We start from the raw sequence: 18,721 nt of genomic DNA on the forward strand, positions 1-18,721 counted from the left end.
CGAACCTGACGCACACGAAGAGAAGACGCCATGACTGACGAAGACCGCCCCGACGCCACGCCCGCGCACGATCACGGACGAATCGACCAGGTCGACCTGCAGTCCGAGATGCAGCGCAGCTATCTCGACTACGCGATGGCCGTCATCGTCGGGCGTGCGTTGCCCGACGTGCGCGATGGACTAAAGCCCGTGCACCGTCGTGTGATCTACGGCATGTACGACGGCGGCTTCCGTCCCGACAAGGGCTTCTCGAAGTGCGCCCGCGTCGTGGGCGAGGTCATGGGCCAGTACCACCCGCACGGTGACTCGCCGATCTACGATGCGCTCGTGCGTCTCGTCCAGCCGTGGTCGCTGCGCTACCCGCTCGCCGACGGTCAGGGCAACTTCGGCTCGCCCGGCAACATGGGTGCGGCCGCCCCTCGGTACACCGAGACCAAGATGGCGACGCTCGCGCTCGAGATGGTGCGCGACATCGAAGAAGAGACCGTCGACTTCACCGATAATTACGACGGTCGCACGCAAGAACCGACGGTTCTGCCCGCGCGCTTCCCGAACCTGCTGGTCAACGGTTCCGTGGGCATCGCGGTCGGCATGGCGACCAACATCCCGCCACACAACCTCCGTGAGGTCGCCGATGGTGTGCTGTGGTCGCTCGAGAATCCGGATGCGTCGCGCGAAGAGCTGCTCGAAGCCCTGATTCAGCGGGTACACGGACCCGACTTCCCGACCGGCGCGCAGATTCTGGGTGTCCGAGGCATCCACGAGGCGTACCGCACAGGACGCGGGTCGATCACGATGCGCGCCGTCGTCTCGGTCGAAGAGATCCAGGGCCGTACGTGCCTGGTCATCACCGAGCTGCCGTACCAGGTGAACCCCGACAACCTGGCGATCAAGATCCGCGACCTGGCCCGCGACGGCAAGATCTCAGGCATCGCCGACATCCGCGACGAGACCTCTGGCCGCACCGGTCAGCGTCTCGTCATCGTGCTCAAGCGCGACGCGGTCGCGAAGGTCGTGCTGAACAACCTCTACAAGCACACGCAGCTGCAGGAGAACTTCGGCGCGAACATGCTCGCGATCGTCGACGGCGTGCCGCGCACGCTCTCGCTCGACGCGTTCGTCTCGCTCTGGATCTCGCACCAGATCGAGGTCATCGTCCGCCGCACGACCTATCGCCTGCGCAAGGCCGAAGAGCGCATGCATATCCTGCGCGCGTACCTCAAGGCGCTCGACGCGCTCGACGAGGTCATCGCACTCATCCGTCGTTCGCCATCGGCCGACGACGCGCGTGTGGGGCTGCAGAAACTCCTCGACATCGACGATCTGCAGGCTCGTGCGATCCTCGAGCTTCAGCTGCGACGCCTCGCCGCGCTCGAGCGCCAAGCGATCATCGACGAGGCCGAGAAGATCACCGCGCAGATCGTCGACTTCCAGGACATCCTGGCCAGCCCCGTGCGTCAGCGCACGATCGTCCGCGATGAACTCACGGAGATCGTCGCGAAGCACGGCGACGACCGTCGCACCGAAATCCTGATGGGCTTCGATGGCGATATGTCGATGGAAGACCTCATCCCCGAAGAGGAGATGGTGGTCACCGTCACGCGCGACGGATACATCAAGCGCACGCGCAGCGACAACTATCGCGCGCAGCATCGCGGTGGCAAGGGTGTCAAGGGTGCGCAGTTGCGCGCAGACGATGTCGTCGAGCACTTCTTCGTCACCACGACCCACCACTGGCTGCTGTTCTTCACGAACCGCGGCCGCGTGTATCGGGCCAAAGCGTACGAGCTCCCCGAGGCCGGACGCGACGCAAAGGGTCAGCACGTCGCCAACCTGTTGGCGCTGCAGCCGGGCGAAGAAATCGCGCAGGTGCTCGACATCCGCGACTACAGCGTCGCGACCCACCTGGTGCTGGCCACGCGCGGTGGGCTGGTGAAGAAGACGCGTCTGACCGAGTACGACACGAACCGCCAGGGTGGCATCATCGCGATCAGCCTGCGCGAGGGAGACGAGCTCGAGAGCGCCCTGTTGGTCGAGGCGGACGACGACATTTTGCTCATCTCGCGTCACGGCATGTCATTGCGATTCACCGCGGATGACGATGCACTGCGACCCATGGGCCGCTCGACCGCCGGGGTCAAGGGCATGTCGTTCCGCGGGGACGACAGTCTGTTGTCGGCGAGTGTCGCCCCGCAGAACGGCGGAGCTGCCGGTCACTACGTCTTCGTCGTGACCGACGGGGGCTATGCCAAGCGCACCGCGGTCGCCGAATATCGCGGTCAATCACGCGGCGGACTCGGCATCAAGGTAGCCAAGTTGAGCGACGATCGGGGTGTGCTCGCGGGCGGCTTGATCGTCGGCGAGGATGACGAGGTCTTGGTGGTTCTTGCCAGCGGCAAGGTGGTACGCTCCTCCGTGGCCGAGGTGCCTGCCAAGGGTCGCAACACGATGGGAGTCGTGTTCGCGCGTCCTGGCGACGACGACCGGATCATCGCGATCGCCCGTAACGGGGAGAGGAGCGTCGACGTGGAGCAGCCGGTCGAACCCATCCCCACCGATATCGCGGAGTCGACACCCGTTACGCCCACGGAAGAGAGTTCTGACGCATGAGCACCGTTGCCGACAAGCTGGCCAAGAAGTCGAGCCGACAGGGAAGCTCCAAACAGGTCCGTCTGCGACTCGTCTACATCGACTTCTGGTCTGCCGTGAAGCTGTCGTTCCTCGCTGCGGTCGCGATCGCCATCGTGACCGTGGTGTCGTTCTTCCTGATCTTCATGGTCGTGCAGACGACGGGCCTGATCGGACAGTTCGATGAGTTCTTCCAGAGCTTCTCCGAGAACGGCGTCGGGATCTCCGATCTCGTAGGTCTGCCGCAGGTCATGGCTTTCGCCGCCGTGGTTGCGATCCTCAACCTGATCGTCGTCACGGTGCTGGGCGCGGTGGTCGCGGGTATCTACAACCTCGCGGTCAAGATCACGGGTGGCTTGCTCGTCGGATTCACCTCGAACTGATTCAGACGGCTCCCGTCGTTCCCAGCAAGGATCCGATCAGCCAGGTCACCGCGAGGGCAAGCGATCCACCGACGACGAGTCGCACGATCGCTCTGCCGCGCTTGGACCCGCCCAGGGCGGCAGATATCCAGCCCGTTACGACGAGGGCGACGAGGACGGCCGCAAACGTCACCGGCACGCGCCAGCCGACGGGTGGCAGCAGAATCGCCAGAAGCGGGAGCAATGCTCCTACGGTGAAGGCGACCGCGGACGACAGTGCGGCCTGCCACGGGCTCACGAGGTCGTCCTGATCGAGGTGTAGTTCGATCTCCAGGTGCGCCGCGAGGGCATCGTGGTTGGTCAGTTCTCGCGCCACTTGCCGGGCAGTCTGATCCGTGATCCCCCGCGAACGATAGAGCCCCACGAGTTCTTCGAACTCCTCCTCCGGCATGTCGCGCAGCTCGGCCGATTCTTTTGCGATCAGCGCCCGCTCACTGTCTCGCTGACTGCTCACCGAGACGTACTCGCCGAGCGCCATCGAGATCGCTCCACCGACGAGGCCCGCGATTCCGGCGACGAGGAGAGCGGATGAATCGGTTGTGGCACCGGCGACACCCACCACGAGCGAGGCGACCGAGATGATGCCGTCATTGGCGCCGAGGACTCCGGCACGCAGCCAATTGAGGCGCTGGCCGATACCGCCCGCGTGTGCTTCGCCGACGTGACCGGCTGCCTCATCTGTCATGGCCTCAGTCAATCGCTTCGACACGCAAACGACAATGCCACCCGCGATTCGCGCCAAGCGCGTGGGTCGGGTAAAGTCTTGGAGGTTGCGGGGCTATAGCTCAGGCGGTTAGAGCGCTTCACTGATAATGAAGAGGTCCCAGGTTCAAGTCCTGGTAGCCCCACCAATCCGTCCCGCGGGGCCTTAGCTCAGTTGGTAGAGCGCCTGCTTTGCAAGCAGGATGTCAGGAGTTCGATTCTCCTAGGCTCCACATAGTTGGCAGCGAGTCAGCGCCTCAGATTTCTTTCATTTCGACAAGGTCTGACGTGGATCGATGATCTGAGTTCCGCGTTGCGTTAGACGAACGGAAGTATCGTCGAAGAGCCAGAATCGAGTGCAGTCTCGATCGCCGTCATGTAGACGTTTTCGTCAGGCAAGGTCACGTTGTTGAAAGCCTCCTGAACCTTGTAGACCGTGGTCGAGCGCTCCCTGTCAGGCTTGAGTGGCAGCGGCGTTCCGTCGTTGACGGGCACGAATATGTCCAGGTCGTAGGCCAGGAAGGTGATTGACGCAGGCTGAAGCGCGTAGCGCACCAGGCCGTCTGCGCCGCCCAGCCGGCGCATGATGCGGTCGTACACCGGGGTCGGGCATACGAAGAACAAGCCCTTACGGCAGAGTTCCTCGCGCTGGAGAATCTGCCCCTTGTAGATCAGCTGCGGAAGGATCCGCTTGTTGACGTTCTCCCAGTTGAGCCCGACCGACGACTGGGCGATGTCCCGCTCGTCGGTGAGCAAAGCCGCGCGGCTAGCCCGATAGTTACCGGTGGTGTCGATCGTCTGGACCTCGATCGCGACGAACTCAACGAGGGTTCCCTCTCCATCCAGTAGAGCAAGGATCCAATCAACGAAGTACGAATTAATCCCGTCCTTCTGCGGTAGGCGGAGCTCCCCACCCCACCGCTTTCCAAACACAGCCACGGTTGCCTGGCCTGCCTCCCGCGCATCCGAGACCGCCTTCCGACCGGGACTCAGTGGGAGACCGGGGGTAAACGCGCGGTCGGCTACGTCCCGAAGGATCCTGTAGTCATCCGCGTACAGACGGATTGGGCAGCAGATAACAGGGGCGGAGGTGACTGGCTTAATGGAACATGCACCGGAAACGAGTCCGTCGCTGAGAGTTTTCTCGCAACGCTCGCCAAGGAAAGGACAATGAAGACGGTGTGCGGCGGCGGCGGCCTCGGCTGAACGGTCTCCGGCGCGATAACCAAATATTTCGTAGACCGTTCCAGCCAAATCACACCGCCCGGTGTAGTTCTGCGCGATTCACGCCGAGTGCTGCCGACACAGACTGCCCGACCGCCACGGCCAAGAGCGGCGGCACCGCATTCCCCACCTGCTCGTACTGGTCTACTCGAGATCCGGTGAAGCGATAGGTGTCGGGAAATGACTGGATACGAGCGGCCTCGCGCACAGTGAACGCACGGTCTTGCTCATAGTGGAAATACGCCCCCCAGTGCGGGTCGCATTTCGTAAGAATGGTCGATGCGAGCCCATCGGGGTGAACTCGCCCGTAGCGTTTGGTGTGGTCAGAACGGCGTGCGTCCTTCATCCCCTTCGGCAGCAGCTCGAACGGAATATCCGTCCAGTTGCCCCCCTGTGGGATGTGCGCGAGTCGATCCAGATTGATCCTCGTCAGCCTCGCCGCTTCGTGATTGTGGACTCCATCGCTTCCTCCGCGCAGCGCTCGCTGGTAGTCGTTGGTTGCGTCCGTCCGGTACGGCTTGATCGCTTCGCCCGCTTCGCCGTTCGACAGCACCGGCAGATCGTCGATAGCCTGTCGAACCGAAGTGAAAGAGGGCAACTCGACTGATTTCGCAAGTGCGACGATGTTGCGCCCATCGAAGCGAGATGTGAAGTTGACCCGCATGGGCGCGTGCCGAACCGGGTCGGGGAATGCAGTGATCGCCTCGGTTCCGTCGCGCAGCGCAAGAACGACAGTGCGCCACCTCATCTGCGGGACTCCGTAGTGCGGCGCGTACAGTATCTGAACGTCCGCTTGGTAGCCCAGGTCTTTGAGTGATTCGAGAATAGCCGCGAGCGTAGCGCCGCCTTCGAATGAAACAAGGCCGGGAACGTTCTCGATCAGGACGGCCCGGGGTTCGAACTCTTCGACAAACCTCAAGTACTCCTTGAACAGATGGTTTCGACGATCATCAGTAGAGCGAGTGGGTGCGTTGATGGAAAAACCTTGGCACGGCGGTCCACCTGCCATCAGGTCGAGCTCCCCCTTTTTCAGGCCGAGCGATTTGCGGATCCGGCCCGCGTCGACGGCGCGGATGTCGCGGCTGTCCACTGTCGCTTCAGGATGATTGAGGGCAAACGTCGCAGCATAAGTAGGGATCAACTCGTTCGCATACAGTGTATGAAAACCTGCTTCGCTCAGACCCTCCGAGAGCCCTCCGGCCCCAGCGAAAAGGTCGACCATCGTGAGTTCGGACATGCGTGATCCCCTTCGTTACTTGAGAGTACGGGCCAAAGATCTCGTGAGGCGTAACGTCTAGAGCGTGTCCACCTTTGGGGATGAGATCCTGGCCAAACCAGTACGGCTAACTTACTGGGCAGGACCGACATTGACGTGACTATCCGTCCATTCAGGGTACTGAACTGCAGTCTGCACTGTTTCCGATCGGAAGTAATGTGTCCGACGTGGAGCGTGTGGCATTCTCCGCCTGCTGCATCAGCCGATCGGCTGTGAAATGTCGGCCACCGTAGCCCCGAGCGCAGCGAAAAGCGCGTCCGAGTCGGCAAAAACGCTGTAGCCGTGAGCGCCGGCTCCGAGTGCCACACGCCCCGAGATCGTGTCGTCGGCGTACACGGGCCAAGCGGTCGAGCTCCCGAGGGGAACGATCGTCCCGCGTTCATATCCGGTCGCAGCGAGTGCCCGTTCTGGATCGGGCATTTGTAGCTTGTTCACACCCACGACGCCGCGCAGCTTCGCCCACGCGATCTGCCGATCCCCGGGGATCAAGGCGAAGAGGTAGGTGTCGTCGCTGCGTTTCACGACGAGGGTCTTGACGATGTTTCGTGGCTCAATGCCGAGCAAGCGGGCAGCCTCATCGAGGCTGCCCGCTTCCGGTCGCTCACGGATCTCGATATCGAGACCCAGATCGGATGCCGCCGAGCGCACACGTGCGGTGGCGGCATCCGGGTCACTCATCGGGGGAGCGAAGGGGGTCGTCAGCAACCCAGAGCTCGTCGTCGGCACGCAGCGTCTGCCACGCGGCGTACAGCACACCGGCGGCGGCAATCACGCCGAGAACGACCGCGATAACACTGCCGGTGCTCATGCCGGGCTTCTTGGGCTCGAGCACGGCCAGCTTCTTCGACATGGCCTTGGTGGCCTTCTTGCTGTACGAATCTGCCTTCTTGCCGAAGCTGCGGGCGTCCGGGAGGGCGAACCCGCGACCGCTCGCCAGGCGGGATCGGGTGTCGTTGGCCGCGTCCCAGACCGAGAGGGCCCCACCAACGACGCCGCCGACGGCCGGGACGACCCGGTGCTCGAGGACGTCGCGACTGACCTTCGCGCTCTTGTCGACGATGGGGGCGACGCGGTGTTCGTACGTCGACTGGACGGCGGGGCCGACCTGCTCGCGTGAGTAGTGGCCGAGCTGACGGCCGGCTTCGCGGGCGATGCCCGCGGCCTCTCCTACGAGTACCTGCTGCGTCTGCCACACCTTGTTGGCGGAATCCTGCAGCTTGCGGAGCTCTTTCTTGCGCTTACGACTCAGGCTCACGGCTGCCTCCTTATTCGTCGGGGGACGACGATGCGCCCCTCCCCATCTTGCCACGGTGAGCCGGTCAGGCCAGAGTTCGCGGCAAACTCCTATGCCAGAATGGATCAATGCCGCATCACACCGCTGTCGCCACACTCCACACCAACCACGGCGACATTGTCGTCAACCTTTACGGTGACCACGCTCCCCGCACGGTTCGCAACTTCATCGGGCTCTCCGACGGAACCGGCGAATGGACCGACCCCGCCACGGGCAAGCCCGGCGAAGGCGCCCTCTACACGGATGTGGTCTTCCACCGCATCATCCCCGGTTTCATGATCCAGGGCGGCGACCCGCTCGGGATGGGTACCGGAGGACCGGGCTACAACTTCGACGACGAGATCAGCCCCGAGCTGAACTTCAACGCGCCGTACATCCTGGCGATGGCGAACGCCGGGCTGCGCCGCAACGCAATCACGGGCAAGGCCGAAGGCACGAACGGCTCGCAGTTCTTCATCACGACCGACCCGACCCCGTGGCTGCAGGGCAAGCACACGATCTTCGGTGAGGTCGCGGAAGACGCCTCGCGCGCCGTGGTCGACGCCATCGGCGCCGTTCCCACCGCGGGCGGCGACCGGCCGATCGAGCCCGTCGTGCTGCAGTCGGTCGACATCGTCACGGTCTGACGCACTCGCGTGAGCGCTGACGGGGCACGTAATCCCGAGGACTTCTGCTACCGGCATCCCGATCGCCGGAGCTACGTGCTCTGTCAGCGCTGTTTGCGCACCATCTGCCCCGAGTGCCAGACACAGGGAGCGGTCGGGGTCATCTGCCCCGAATGCATGAAAGAGCAGCGCGCGAATACGCCGCCGGCAGTCCGACGTGCGCGCGCCTCTGTGCGCGCGATCAGCGGTCGTCCATTGGTGACGTACTGGATCGTCGGGGTGACTGTCGCTCTGTTCGTGCTCGACTACATCCCCGGCCTCGACCTGACGGGCCTGTTCCTATTCAACAGCGCCTACCTCGATCCTTCACTCGGATTCTTCCAGCCGTGGAGAGTGTTCACCGACATGCTGGCTCACTCCGGGCTCTGGCACGTCGGGCTCAATATGTTGGCCGTCTGGATGATCGGCCGAAGCCTTGAGCCACTGCTCGGCCACATCCGATTCCTGCTGCTCTACCTGCTGTCGGGTCTGGCGGGTTCGGTCGCGGTCGCACTGCTCGCGCCTTTCACGTCCGTGATCGGAGCGTCGGGCGCCGTGTTTGGATTGCTCGGAGCGCTGCTCGTGATCGGCCGACACATCGGCGCCAACATCACCGGCATCCTGATCATCGTCGGCATCAACCTGGTAGTCGGGTTCTTGCCGGGCTTTTCGATCTCGTGGCAGGCGCACGTCGGCGGGCTAGCCGCCGGAGCGCTCGCGGGACTGATCTTCGCACGGACCCGTCGTGCCGATCAGCGCGGGTTGCAGTACGGACTGCTCGCCGGGCTCGCCGCGGTGCTCTTGGCGCTCTGCGCGGTGCCCGCGATCATCGGCTGAGAGCCGTTGTCCACAGGGTTCTGCACAGGTGTGGAGAATTACACGCGTGTAAGTAGTGCTCTCAGCGCCAACGCGTCGTCATCAAAAAACCGATGAGAGCGATGCCGAAGCCGATGGTCAGGTTCCATGCGCCGATACCCGGAACGGGCAGCGTGCCGTTGCTCAGGTAGAAGACGAGAACCCAGGCGAGGCCTAGGAGCATGAAGCCGATCATGACCGGCAGGAACCAAACGGGATTGGGGGCGTCGACGTCGCGACGGGGCGCGCCGGGGTCGACGTCGTCAGATCGGGACATGACAGCCATTCTAGCGGGGAGCCCGCACACAGCACGGTGGCCTAAGATCGGCGCGTGGATATGCGCGAACCGGGGGAACAGCGAGCAGCTGATGAGCCGACGCGCCCGGAGGCGGCGATGAGCCCCGAAGCTTCGGACACGCGGCGAAGTCGCGCCCGCCGCGGGCGAAAAATCTCCGTCATCGGAGTCGCCGGCGAATTGCTTCTGACGGCCGGCGTCTTCGTGTTGCTGTTCGTGGGGTGGCAGATGTGGATCGGCGATCAGATCGCATCGGCCCAGAACAGGGCCGATGCGCTAGCACTCGCCGAGGAATGGCAGGACTCGCCACCGATCGCGGACCCGAATCCGTCTGCGTCGGCGGCCCCCGAAGAGCCCGCCGCGCCCGCCGCGCCCGCCGCGCCGGTCGAACCCGTGATCGCGCCCGTGATCGCGCCCGAACCTGGCGATGGCGAGGTGTTCGGCATCATGTACGTCCCCCGCTTCGGCGCGGACTTTGCCGCCCGCATCGGTGGCGGCGTCTCGCGGGCTCGCACCCTCGACACGATCGGAATCGGGCACTATCCGGGAACGCAGATGCCGGGCGAGGTCGGCAACTTCGCCGTCGCCGCTCACCGCACCGGTTTCGGTGGGGCGCCGTTCTACGCGATCGACGAGCTGCGTGTCGGCGATTCGATCATCATCGAGACCCAGGACGGCTGGTACACGTACCGCTTCCGCACGCTCGAGTACGTTCGGCCCTCGGCGGTAAACGTGCTGGCTCCTGTCCCGCAGAACACGCTCACGGGCGCGGGTGGGCGTTACCTGACCATGACGAGCTGTTCACCCAAGAACACGATCGCCGAGCGCATCATCGCGTACTCCCTTTTCGAATCCTTCCGGCCCCGTGCCGACGGGCCTCCCGAGGGTGTTCCCGGGGCGGTGGTGTCCTGATGTACGGCGCACTCTGGCGTGTACTGCCGGGTCCGTGGTGGATTCGGACGCTGATTCTACTCGTGGCTGCCGCGGCGATTGTGTACGCCCTGTTCTTCTACGTCTTCCCCGTCGTCGCGGTCTGGATCACACCCGAAGAGGTCACGGTCCAGTGACCTTCCGGGTGCTGGTCGTCGACAACGACGACAGCTTCGTCTTCACGCTCGCCGACTACCTCGTCCAGCTCGGCGCGGGGGTTGAGGTCGTGCGGAGTCGGGATATCCCGGTCGGATCCGGTCGGCAGATCTTGGGCGAGCACGACGCAGTTCTGCTCTCGCCGGGACCGGGGTCACCAGGCGAGGCCGGCGCCTCCATCGAGATCGTCCGCACCGCCGAAGGGATGCGGATTCCCCTGCTCGGTGTCTGTCTCGGGCATCAGGCCATCGCCGAGGCCTTCGGTGGCGTCGTGTCCACGGCCGCCGAGCTGATGCACGGCAAGACCTCGAGCGTCGTGCACGACGGCACCGGGCTGTTCGAGGGCATCACGGCACCGTTCACGGCGACGCGGTATCACTCGCTCGCGGTGACGGAGGATTCACTCCCCTCACAACTCCGCGTGACCGCCCGAACCGATGGCGGCGTCATCATGGCGCTCGAACATCGTGGGGCGCCTCTGCGCGGCGTTCAGTTCCACCCCGAGAGTGTGCTCACCGAGGGTGGCCACCGCCTGCTCGCGAACTGGCTCGCCGAGGCGGGCATGCCCGAGGCTCTCGCCGCGGCAGAGGGCAAGCATCCGCTTGTCGGATCTGCCTAACGACTCGTCTGTTCGACCAGCCGGCCGAACGCTACGGTGCGGGGGCGGTGCAGACGGTGAGGGCGATCGTTGAACCGACCGCCGCTTCGCCCGGCGCAATCGACTGTTGTGTGACGGTCTCGGGATCGGTCGCGGGACAACTCGGGTCCTCGATCCGACTTGCGGTGAGCCCGACGCTCGGGCCCTGAATGCTCTCGGTCGCCGCCTGCAGGGTGAACCCGACATAGTTGATGATCGGCACACGTCCGGTCGCCGTCACCAGATTGACGGGGGATCGGACGATGACGCTCTCTTCCGCGGCGGGCGACGACGAGATGACTGTGCCCTCGGCTTTGCCCGGAACGCTTCGCGAGCTGATCTGCCCGACCGTGAGCCCGGCTGCTTCGATCGCGGCGCGGGCGTCTGCCTCGGACAACCCCTCGAGAGGCGGTACGAGCGTCGTCTCTGCACCCGTGGAGACGTACACCGTCACGTCCTGGCCCTCGGTGACGCCGACCCCCGCCGCGGGGACGGTCCGCACAACTGAACCCTCACTGACTGTGTCGCTCGCCTCATCGCGGCGGACCGCGTTGAGGTCTGCTTCGGCCAGGGCGCTGTTGGCTGCCTCGTACGTCTGACCGACGACCGGGGGAACGACGCGGGCCGTGGAGGGGACTTCCGACTGCGGCTGGATCGTGACGATCCAGAAGAAGAGCGAGATGATCACCACGGCGAGCACGGCGACACCGGTCCAGATCCACGCCGCGGGCGGTCCGCTCTGCGTGCGGGCCATGGTCTCGTCGGTGCTCAGCTGACGCAGCGAGCGTGCCGTTTCGGCGGCCTGGCGAGGGTTCGCACCGTACAGCTCGGTGGTGAGTGCCCCGAGCTGGCGCTTGCTGGGGGCGGCGCCGCCGACGGCCGCGGCCAGCGCGGCGCGGAACTGCTCGGCAGATTGGTAGCGCTGGAAGGGATCCTTGGCGAGGGCGCGCAGCACGACCGCGTCGAGGGCGCGCGAGACGTCGGGGTTGAGCTCGGACGGAGCATCCGGTGTCTCACTGACGTGCTGGTAGGCCACGGCGACCGGGGACTCGCCCCGGAAAGGAGCGCGACCGGTGAGCAGCTCGAAAAGCACCACACCCGTCGAGTACAGGTCGGCGCGGCCGTCTACGGCCTCGCCCTTTGCCTGCTCGGGAGAGAAATACGCCGCCGTACCGAGGATCGCGGTCGTGTCCGCGACGGTGGACGACGAATCCGAGACAGCGCGCGCGATGCCGAAGTCCATGACTTTGACGTGACCTGGGTCGGTGATCATCACGTTGCCGGGCTTGATGTCGCGGTGTACGACACCGGCGCGGTGCGAGTACTCCAGCGCCTCGAGGATTCCGTCGACATAGCGGACGGCGTCGGCTTCGGGCACCGGCCCGGCGTCGATGACGTCCTTCAGAAGGGCACCCTCGACGAGTTCCATCACGATGTACGGGACCGGATGCGTCGAGCCATCCGGGTCGCGCTCGGTTTCTTCTCCGGCATCGAAAACGCGCACGATCGTGGGATTCGCCATCCGGGATGCCGCTTGAGCCTCGAGGCGGAATCGCGTGCGGAAGGCCGCATCGTCGGCCAGCTCGCGCTTGAGCATCTTGATCGCAATCGCGCGACCGAGTGTCAGGTCATAGCCCCGGTAGACCGATGCCATTCCCCCGCGACCGACGATCTCGTCGATGCGATATCGACCGGACAGCACGCGTGGCTCAGTCGTCACGGGGTACTCCTCGTCGATGGGGAAGGGGGACTTCCTAGCCTAGGCGGCGGCTATGGATCGGATGGCGGCGACGCGACGGTCAGGGTGCCGCCGGTGGCGTTGATGGCGTTGCCGGTGCCGGGGTGATCGTCGCGGCTGCCTCGGCCGACTCCGGCGACGTGCGATCGCCACCGGGCCCGCCCGTGCACGTCACCGTGTACTTGACGATGAGCGACTGGCCCGCGTTCTCGCTGACCTCGATCGGCGCGGTCCGCTGGTTGGCGGCGATCACGATCGACGACTGTCCGTTCGAGAACAGGCCATTCGAAGCGGTCAGGTTGTACGACAGCACAGAGCCGGTGCCGGTGGCGCAGCTGTAGCCCGACCACTGCACGTCCACGGTGTCACCCGCGGTGACGGTCGTCACGGGGGTTCCACCGTCTTGGATGGTGGGGGCGCCAGGGGCGTTCATCGGCGTGATGTCGCCGTAGTACGTCAGCACGAGCTCGCGCGACTTGGGAACGTTGCCTTGCGGCTCGATGCGGTAGACAGTGCCGACCTCGTCTTGTGAGGCGGCCGCGTCTCCAGCCGTACACGTAACTGTCTCCATGCCTGCATCGAGTGCGGTCTGGCGGGCAGCCTCGCAGTCAACACCCATGAGATCTAGAGCGCTGACATCGACAGATGTCGGCGTCGGGGCGGGTTCGGTCGAAGGTGCGGACGGAGTCGGTGCCGTCGACGTAGTCGAGTCGGACGGATCGGGACTCCCGCCCTGGTTCGCCAGGAGCGCCCAGACGGCACCGCCGAGCACGAGCAGCAGCAGGACGATCAGCGCGATCAGCGGCCAGGTCCACGGGCTACGCTTCCGCGGCGGTGCCTCGTCAACGACGGTTGCTGTCGCACCCGTCGCGGCGGACGGGGTCAGCAGACGTGTTGCCGCGTCGAGCGGTGCCGCCGACGTGAGCAGCTGGGTTGCGTCATCCGTCGCCACGACACCCGTCGCGATCGCGGGGATCGCAGCCGCGGCCGCGACGATGTCCCCGCGACGCAGAGCCGTAGCGGCGCGCGCGACGACCGCGGTCGAGCTCGGGCGGTCGTCCGGCTTCTTCGCGATCATGGCGAAGACGAGGTTCTGTACCGGAACCGCAACGGTCGGCGGAAGCGGAGGCGCCTGCTCGTTGATCTGCGCCATCGCGATCGCGACCTGCGACTCACCCGTGAAGGGGCGCTTGCCGGCGAGGCACTCGTACGCGACGATGCCGAGCGAGTAGATGTCGGTCGCGGCCGAGGCGGGATGTCCGGATGCCTGCTCGGGCGAGAGGTACTGAACGGTACCCATGACCTGGCCCGTGGCCGTCAGGGGCACCTGGTCGGCGATGCGAGCGATGCCGAAGTCGGTGATCTTCACGCGTCCATCGGGCGTGATCAGCAGGTTGCCCGGCTTAATGTCGCGGTGCACCAGGCCGGCCGCATGGGCCGCCTGCAGAGCAGCGGATGTCTGGGCGACGATGTCGAGCGTCTTGTCGGTCGACAGGGTGCCGTCGCGCTCGAGGATCGTTGACAGGGCCTCGCCCGGAACGAGTTCCATGACGAGGAAGGCGCTGCCGTTCTCCTCGCCGTAGTCGAAGACGCTGGCGATGCCCTCGTGGTTGACCAGGGCCGCGTGCCGGGCCTCGGCGCGGAAGCGCTCGAGGAAGCCCGGGTCGCCCATGTACTCGTCTTTGAGGATCTTGATCGCGACGGTACGGCCGATGACGTGGTCGGTGGCTTCCCAGACCTCGCCCATGCCACCGATGGCGATGCGCGAGATCAGTTCGTAGCGGCCGCCGAAGGACACTCCCTGTGTGGGTCTCATCGCTCCAGCACCGCCTCCATGACCGCCTTGCCGATCGGGGCCGCGAGCAGATTCGATCCGCCTTGCTGGCCCCGCCCTGCGCCGTTCTCCAGCACAACCGCGACCGCAACCTGCGGGTCATCCGCGGGCGCGAAGCCCGTGAACCAGAGGGTGTACGGAGCGGTCGCACCGTTCTCCGCCGTGCCGGTTTTTCCGGCCACCTCTACGCCGTCTATTCTTGCACCCGACGCCACGCCGTTCTGGACATTCGCCACCATCATCTGGGTCATGGTCGCTGCATCCTCTTCGCTCAGGGCACGTTCGAACTCTTCGTTGTCGAAGGTCTGTTGCACCGACAGGTCGGGGCCGATCACGCGGTCGACCATGCGGGGGTTCATCACGACGCCCTCGTTTGCGATCCCGGCCGAAACCATCGCCATCTGGAGCGGGGTCGCGCGGACATCGCCCTGGCCGAAGCCCGTAAGGGCGGTCGGGGCATCCTCGAGCGCGCGCGGGTACGTCGATGCGGTCGACTCGAGGGGCATCGCGAACGACGAGTTGAAGCCGTACTTCTCGGCCTCTTCGCGGATCGCGTTGTCGCCTAGTTCGACCGCGAGCTGGGCCATCGGGATGTTGCACGAGAGGCGGAGAGCGTCGGCCAACGTGACGGTTTCGCCCGGCCCGCACGTACCGCCACCGGAGTTGTTGATGAAGTCGGATGATCCCGGCAGTTGCCACTGAGCGGGGTTCGCGAAGGTCGATTCGGGCGTGTAGCGACCCGAAGCCAGCGCCGCCGATGCGACGACGAGCTTGAAGGTCGAACCCGGAGGGTTCAGGGTTCCCGCGATGGCTCGATTCGACAGCGGGCGCAGGGGGTCGGCATCGAGCGCCGCGTAGGCGTCGTTGACCTCGGCCGAGCTGTGTGCGGCAAGCAGGTTGGTGTCGAAACTCGGGGTCGTGACCATCGCGAGGATGCGGCCGGTGGACGGCTCGATCGCGATCACCGCGCCCTCGTAGCCCTGCAGGGCATCCCAGGCGGCCTGTTGCGCCCGCGGCAGAAGGCTCGTGGCGACGTTCGAGCCCTGCGGCTTCTGGCCCGTGATGATCTGATCGAGGCGCTGCAGAAACTGCGATCCGGATGTGCCGCTGAGATCCTGATTCATCGCGCTCTCAAGCCCGGTTCGAGAGTTCAGCAGAGGGTTGATGTATCCCGTAACGGGGGCCCACATCGCCGCATCGGTGTAGACCCGCTGGAACGAGTAGATGTCATCCGACGGCACGGAGTAGGCGATGGCCGCGCCATCCGCGATGATCGCCCCGCGCTGAACCTGGTACGCGTCGTACAGTGCGCGCGTGTTCGCGGGATTCTCGGCAAGAGTGTCGACCTGGACGACCTGGATCCAGCTCGTCGCGCCGAACAGGGCAAGGAACATCGCCAGGATGACGACCGAAAGGCGACGGAGTTCTTTGTTCATCCGATGACCACCCGGGGACGAGAGCGCACGGCGTCCGAGACGCGCAAGAAAAGAGCCACGATGAGCCAGTTCGCGACGAGCGACGAACCACCGGCAGCGAGGAACGGAGTCGTCAGTCCCGTCAGCGGGATCAAGCGGGTCACTCCGCCGACCATGATGAAGACCTGCAGGGCGATCGTGAATGCCAGCCCGGTCGCGAGGAGCTTGCCGAAGTCATCCTGGCCAGCGAGTCCGATGCGGATGCCTCGGCTGACGAAGAGCATGTACAGACACAGGATCGCGAAAACACCGATCAGCCCGAGCTCTTCGCCGAGGCTCGGGACGATGTAGTCGCTCTGCGACAGCGGCGTCAGATAGGGACGGCCCTGGCCGAGCCCCGTGCCGATCAGCCCGCCCTGCGCGAGTCCGAAGATGCCCTCGACGAGCTGGAAGCTTCCCCCCGTGCGATCGATCACCTCGGGATCGAAGGCGTGCCACCAGGCCGAGATGCGGGATCCGACATATGTCATGACCTGTGAGGCGATGAACACGCCAGCGAACGCGAGGGCCAGCCCGATCACGACCCAGCTGGTGCGGCCCGTCGCTGTGTAGAGCATGGCGATGAACATGCCGAAGATCAGCACGCCGGTGCCGAGGTCGCGCTGCAGCACGATGATCGCGAGCGAGACGACCCAGATGATCAGCAGGGGCCCGATCTCGCGCGCACGCGGCCAGGCCATGCCGAGGAAGCGATGCCCGGTCGAGGTGAGGCTCTCGCGCGTCCGCACGAGATAGCCAGCGAAGAAGATCGCCAGGGCGATCTTCGCCAGTTCGGCGGGCTGGAAGGTGAACAGACCGCCGATCGAGACCCACACAGCGGCGCCCGTGCCTTCCGCGGCCAAGCCGGGGATCGCGGGAAGCAGCAGCAGGATGAGTCCGACGAACCCCGAGACGTAGGTGTAGCGGAAGAGCACGCGGTAGTTGCGCAGAAGAATGACCACGGCGACGGCACCGGCCACGGCGATGCCGGTCCAGGCGATCTGGCGTGTGGATGCCGCATCCCATCCCACGGCGTCCTTCGCGATGTCGATCCGGTAGATCATCGCGAGACCGAGGCCCGTGAGAGTTGTTGCAATCGGTACGACGATCGGGTCCGCGTTGGGTGCCCGGAATCGCAGCACGATGTGCAGCGTGAGCACCAAGACGGCGAGGGCTCCGAAGTAGTACAGGATCGTCCACTCGATACCACCGAGCGCGCCGAGCTGCACGAGGGCGACCGCGGATCCGCTCACCGCGAAGGCGAGCAGCAGAAGACCGAGCTCGCGGTTGCGCTGGGTCTGAGGCATCCGGAGCGTGCGGAGCGCCTTCATGACGGTCGTGTCGGCTTTGAGTTCGGCGGTGTCGCCTTGCTTGGTCGAGGTCACGGGTTCACCCCCAACGGTTCGGTCGTGGCGCGCAGGCGCTCGACGATCTCACGGGCCTCGGTCAACGACCCCGCCGAAACGGTCGATTCGACCGCCTGTCGCGTGAACTCGTCCAGGTCGTCGAGATCGATGCCCGTCTCTTCATAGACCTCGGACAGCGAGATCGGGCCGATGTCCTGCTGAATGCCCCGGTAGACGACGACCATCTCTTGATCGGCACCGACGAAGAATCGCGTCTGCGTCCACGAATACGCGAGGAGTGCGCCGACGACGAGCAGCGCGACCACGACCACCGCGCCGACGATCCAGCCGATACGACGGCGACGGGCACGGCGACGGTCCTCTTCGATGAGCTCTTCAAGGAACTCGGCTGCGGGCTCGAAGTGTGTCGGTTCGTTCGCAGCCTGACGATTGGGGTGCAGCCAGCTGCTGCGTCCCGGGCGTGCGGCGGGAACATCGAAGTCGAGCGGGGTCGACGCCGAGCCGACGATGGTCGGCGTTCCCACCACGACGGGATGCGAGCCGCCGACGTCGACGATCACGATGGTGACGTTGTCGGGTGCGCCGGCGTCGAGGGCTTGCTTCAGAAGCACGTCGGCGGTGCGTTGGGGTGTGAGACCCTGCGCGAGTGCCTTCGCCGTATGGGGATCGTCGACGACGCCCGAGAGGCCGTCCGAACACAGCAGCCACCGGTCACCGGGCTGAGTCGCCATGATGAATGTGTCGACGTCGGGGTGAGCGTCCATGTCGCCGAGCACGCGCATCAGCACGGAGCGCCGGGGGTGGAAGCGCGCCTCCTCGACGGTGATGCGGCCCGAATCGACGAGGCGCTGCACGAACGTGTGGTCCGTCGTGATCTGTGTGAGCTGGTCGTCGCGGTAGAGGTAGATGCGCGAGTCGCCGATGTGAGCGATGACCGCGTGATCGTCGATCATCAAGAGCGCGCTCACCGTGGTGCCGAGCCCCGAGAGTTCGGGCCGCTGCTCGACCGTATCGATCAGGGCGGATGCCGTTTCGGTGATCGTGTCGCGCAGCTCGCGCTCGGCCTCGGCCGTGCTCGCAAAGGGCCGATCGAGGCCTTCGAGGTGACGGATCGCGATCGATGACGCGACATCACCGCCCGCGTGACCACCCATACCGTCGGCGACGACATAGAGGTTGGACCCGGAATAGCCCGAGTCCTGGTTGTTGGAGCGGACCTTGCCCGTATGGGACAAGGCCGCCGCGGAACCCTCGAAGACCATCAA

The 18,721-nt window shown here is 65.2% G+C and carries 18 protein-coding genes and 2 tRNA genes; 9 read left to right on the forward strand and 11 right to left on the reverse strand.

Going from position 1 to position 18,721, the window contains the following annotated elements; translation table 11 throughout:
* Positions 1-30 precede the first annotated feature (30 nt).
* On the forward strand, positions 31-2,610 hold the full coding sequence (gene gyrA / locus ACXZ1E_RS08840; protein ID WP_458040165.1) for a DNA gyrase subunit A: 2,580 nt from the start codon (positions 31-33) through the stop codon (positions 2,608-2,610).
* A complete protein-coding gene (locus tag ACXZ1E_RS08845; RefSeq protein ID WP_458040166.1) occupies positions 2,607-3,011 on the forward strand; it encodes a DUF3566 domain-containing protein in 405 nt (134 codons plus the stop codon). The genes gyrA and ACXZ1E_RS08845 overlap by 4 nt, the downstream gene beginning before the upstream one ends.
* Before the next feature lies 1 nt (position 3,012).
* Here the strand turns inward: ACXZ1E_RS08845 and ACXZ1E_RS08850 are convergent, their stop codons facing one another.
* Positions 3,013-3,735 (reverse strand): VIT1/CCC1 transporter family protein, encoded by a 723-nt coding sequence (locus tag ACXZ1E_RS08850; protein ID WP_458040167.1) that lies wholly within the window; start codon positions 3,733-3,735, stop codon positions 3,013-3,015.
* A gap of 89 nt (positions 3,736-3,824) precedes the next feature.
* Between ACXZ1E_RS08850 and ACXZ1E_RS08855 the strand changes: the two genes are divergently transcribed.
* Positions 3,825-3,901, forward strand: a tRNA-Ile gene (locus tag ACXZ1E_RS08855).
* 11 nt (positions 3,902-3,912) lie between these two features.
* A tRNA-Ala gene (locus ACXZ1E_RS08860) sits at positions 3,913-3,985 on the forward strand.
* An 85-nt stretch (positions 3,986-4,070) separates the two neighbouring features.
* On the opposite strand, the gene ACXZ1E_RS08865 is transcribed toward ACXZ1E_RS08860, so the two are convergent.
* The 4 genes from ACXZ1E_RS08865 to ACXZ1E_RS08880 form a co-directional block, all read right to left on the reverse strand.
* The gene (locus ACXZ1E_RS08865) at positions 4,071-5,006 is read right to left on the reverse strand and encodes a NotI family restriction endonuclease (protein WP_458040168.1); all 936 of its coding nucleotides are present in this window, start codon (positions 5,004-5,006) and stop codon (positions 4,071-4,073) included.
* Position 5,007: 1 nt separating this feature from the next.
* On the reverse strand, positions 5,008-6,213 hold the full coding sequence (locus ACXZ1E_RS08870) for a DNA cytosine methyltransferase (protein ID WP_458040169.1): 1,206 nt from the start codon (positions 6,211-6,213) through the stop codon (positions 5,008-5,010).
* 237 nt (positions 6,214-6,450) lie between these two features.
* Entirely contained in the window at positions 6,451-6,930 is a 480-nt protein-coding gene (locus ACXZ1E_RS08875; RefSeq protein ID WP_458040170.1) for an aminoacyl-tRNA deacylase, read from the reverse strand.
* Positions 6,923-7,507, reverse strand: a complete 585-nt coding sequence (locus tag ACXZ1E_RS08880) for a DNA helicase (RefSeq protein ID WP_458040171.1) — start codon at positions 7,505-7,507, stop codon at positions 6,923-6,925. The genes ACXZ1E_RS08875 and ACXZ1E_RS08880 overlap by 8 nt, the downstream gene beginning before the upstream one ends.
* Positions 7,508-7,614: 107 nt before the next feature.
* On the opposite strand from ACXZ1E_RS08880, the gene ACXZ1E_RS08885 reads away from it, so the two are divergent.
* Positions 7,615-8,172 carry a peptidylprolyl isomerase gene (locus tag ACXZ1E_RS08885; RefSeq protein ID WP_458040172.1) on the forward strand — a complete coding sequence of 186 codons (558 nt, stop codon included), beginning with the start codon at positions 7,615-7,617 and terminating at the stop codon, positions 8,170-8,172.
* 258 nt (positions 8,173-8,430) lie between these two features.
* Complete coding sequence (locus ACXZ1E_RS08890; protein WP_458040173.1) at positions 8,431-9,027, forward strand: rhomboid family intramembrane serine protease; 597 nt, start codon at positions 8,431-8,433, stop codon at positions 9,025-9,027.
* Between the two features lie 61 nt (positions 9,028-9,088).
* Here ACXZ1E_RS08890 and ACXZ1E_RS08895 read toward each other — a convergent pair whose 3' ends face one another.
* Positions 9,089-9,322 (reverse strand): cell division protein CrgA, encoded by a 234-nt coding sequence (locus tag ACXZ1E_RS08895; RefSeq protein ID WP_458040174.1) that lies wholly within the window; start codon positions 9,320-9,322, stop codon positions 9,089-9,091.
* A gap of 60 nt (positions 9,323-9,382) precedes the next feature.
* Between ACXZ1E_RS08895 and ACXZ1E_RS08900 the strand changes: the two genes are divergently transcribed.
* From ACXZ1E_RS08900 to ACXZ1E_RS08910, 3 genes are read left to right on the forward strand one after another with little or no spacing between them, the layout of a single operon-like run.
* The gene (locus tag ACXZ1E_RS08900) at positions 9,383-10,252 is read left to right on the forward strand and encodes a class E sortase (protein ID WP_458042904.1); all 870 of its coding nucleotides are present in this window, start codon (positions 9,383-9,385) and stop codon (positions 10,250-10,252) included.
* On the forward strand, positions 10,252-10,407 hold the full coding sequence (locus tag ACXZ1E_RS08905; protein ID WP_036296682.1) for a hypothetical protein: 156 nt from the start codon (positions 10,252-10,254) through the stop codon (positions 10,405-10,407). Before ACXZ1E_RS08900 ends, ACXZ1E_RS08905 begins: the two co-directional genes overlap by 1 nt.
* A complete protein-coding gene (locus ACXZ1E_RS08910; RefSeq protein WP_458040175.1) occupies positions 10,404-11,045 on the forward strand; it encodes an anthranilate synthase component II in 642 nt (213 codons plus the stop codon). The genes ACXZ1E_RS08905 and ACXZ1E_RS08910 overlap by 4 nt, the downstream gene beginning before the upstream one ends.
* Before the next feature lie 31 nt (positions 11,046-11,076).
* On the opposite strand, the gene pknB is transcribed toward ACXZ1E_RS08910, so the two are convergent.
* The 5 genes from pknB to ACXZ1E_RS08935 form a co-directional block, all read right to left on the reverse strand.
* Positions 11,077-12,783: a Stk1 family PASTA domain-containing Ser/Thr kinase gene (pknB, locus tag ACXZ1E_RS08915; protein ID WP_458040176.1), complete on the reverse strand. Its 1,707-nt coding sequence runs from the start codon at positions 12,781-12,783 to the stop codon at positions 11,077-11,079.
* A 79-nt stretch (positions 12,784-12,862) separates the two neighbouring features.
* The gene (locus ACXZ1E_RS08920; RefSeq protein ID WP_458040177.1) at positions 12,863-14,617 is read right to left on the reverse strand and encodes a serine/threonine-protein kinase; all 1,755 of its coding nucleotides are present in this window, start codon (positions 14,615-14,617) and stop codon (positions 12,863-12,865) included.
* A complete protein-coding gene (locus ACXZ1E_RS08925; protein WP_458040178.1) occupies positions 14,614-16,071 on the reverse strand; it encodes a peptidoglycan D,D-transpeptidase FtsI family protein in 1,458 nt (485 codons plus the stop codon). Before ACXZ1E_RS08925 ends, ACXZ1E_RS08920 begins: the two co-directional genes overlap by 4 nt.
* Positions 16,068-17,474, reverse strand: a complete 1,407-nt coding sequence (locus ACXZ1E_RS08930) for an FtsW/RodA/SpoVE family cell cycle protein (RefSeq protein ID WP_458351930.1) — start codon at positions 17,472-17,474, stop codon at positions 16,068-16,070. Before ACXZ1E_RS08930 ends, ACXZ1E_RS08925 begins: the two co-directional genes overlap by 4 nt.
* A complete protein-coding gene (locus ACXZ1E_RS08935) occupies positions 17,471-18,718 on the reverse strand; it encodes a PP2C family protein-serine/threonine phosphatase (protein WP_458040179.1) in 1,248 nt (415 codons plus the stop codon). The genes ACXZ1E_RS08930 and ACXZ1E_RS08935 overlap by 4 nt, the downstream gene beginning before the upstream one ends.
* Between the last annotated feature and the right edge of the window lie 3 nt (positions 18,719-18,721).

It is taken from the genome of Pacificispira sp. HM-600, from assembly GCF_977993705.1.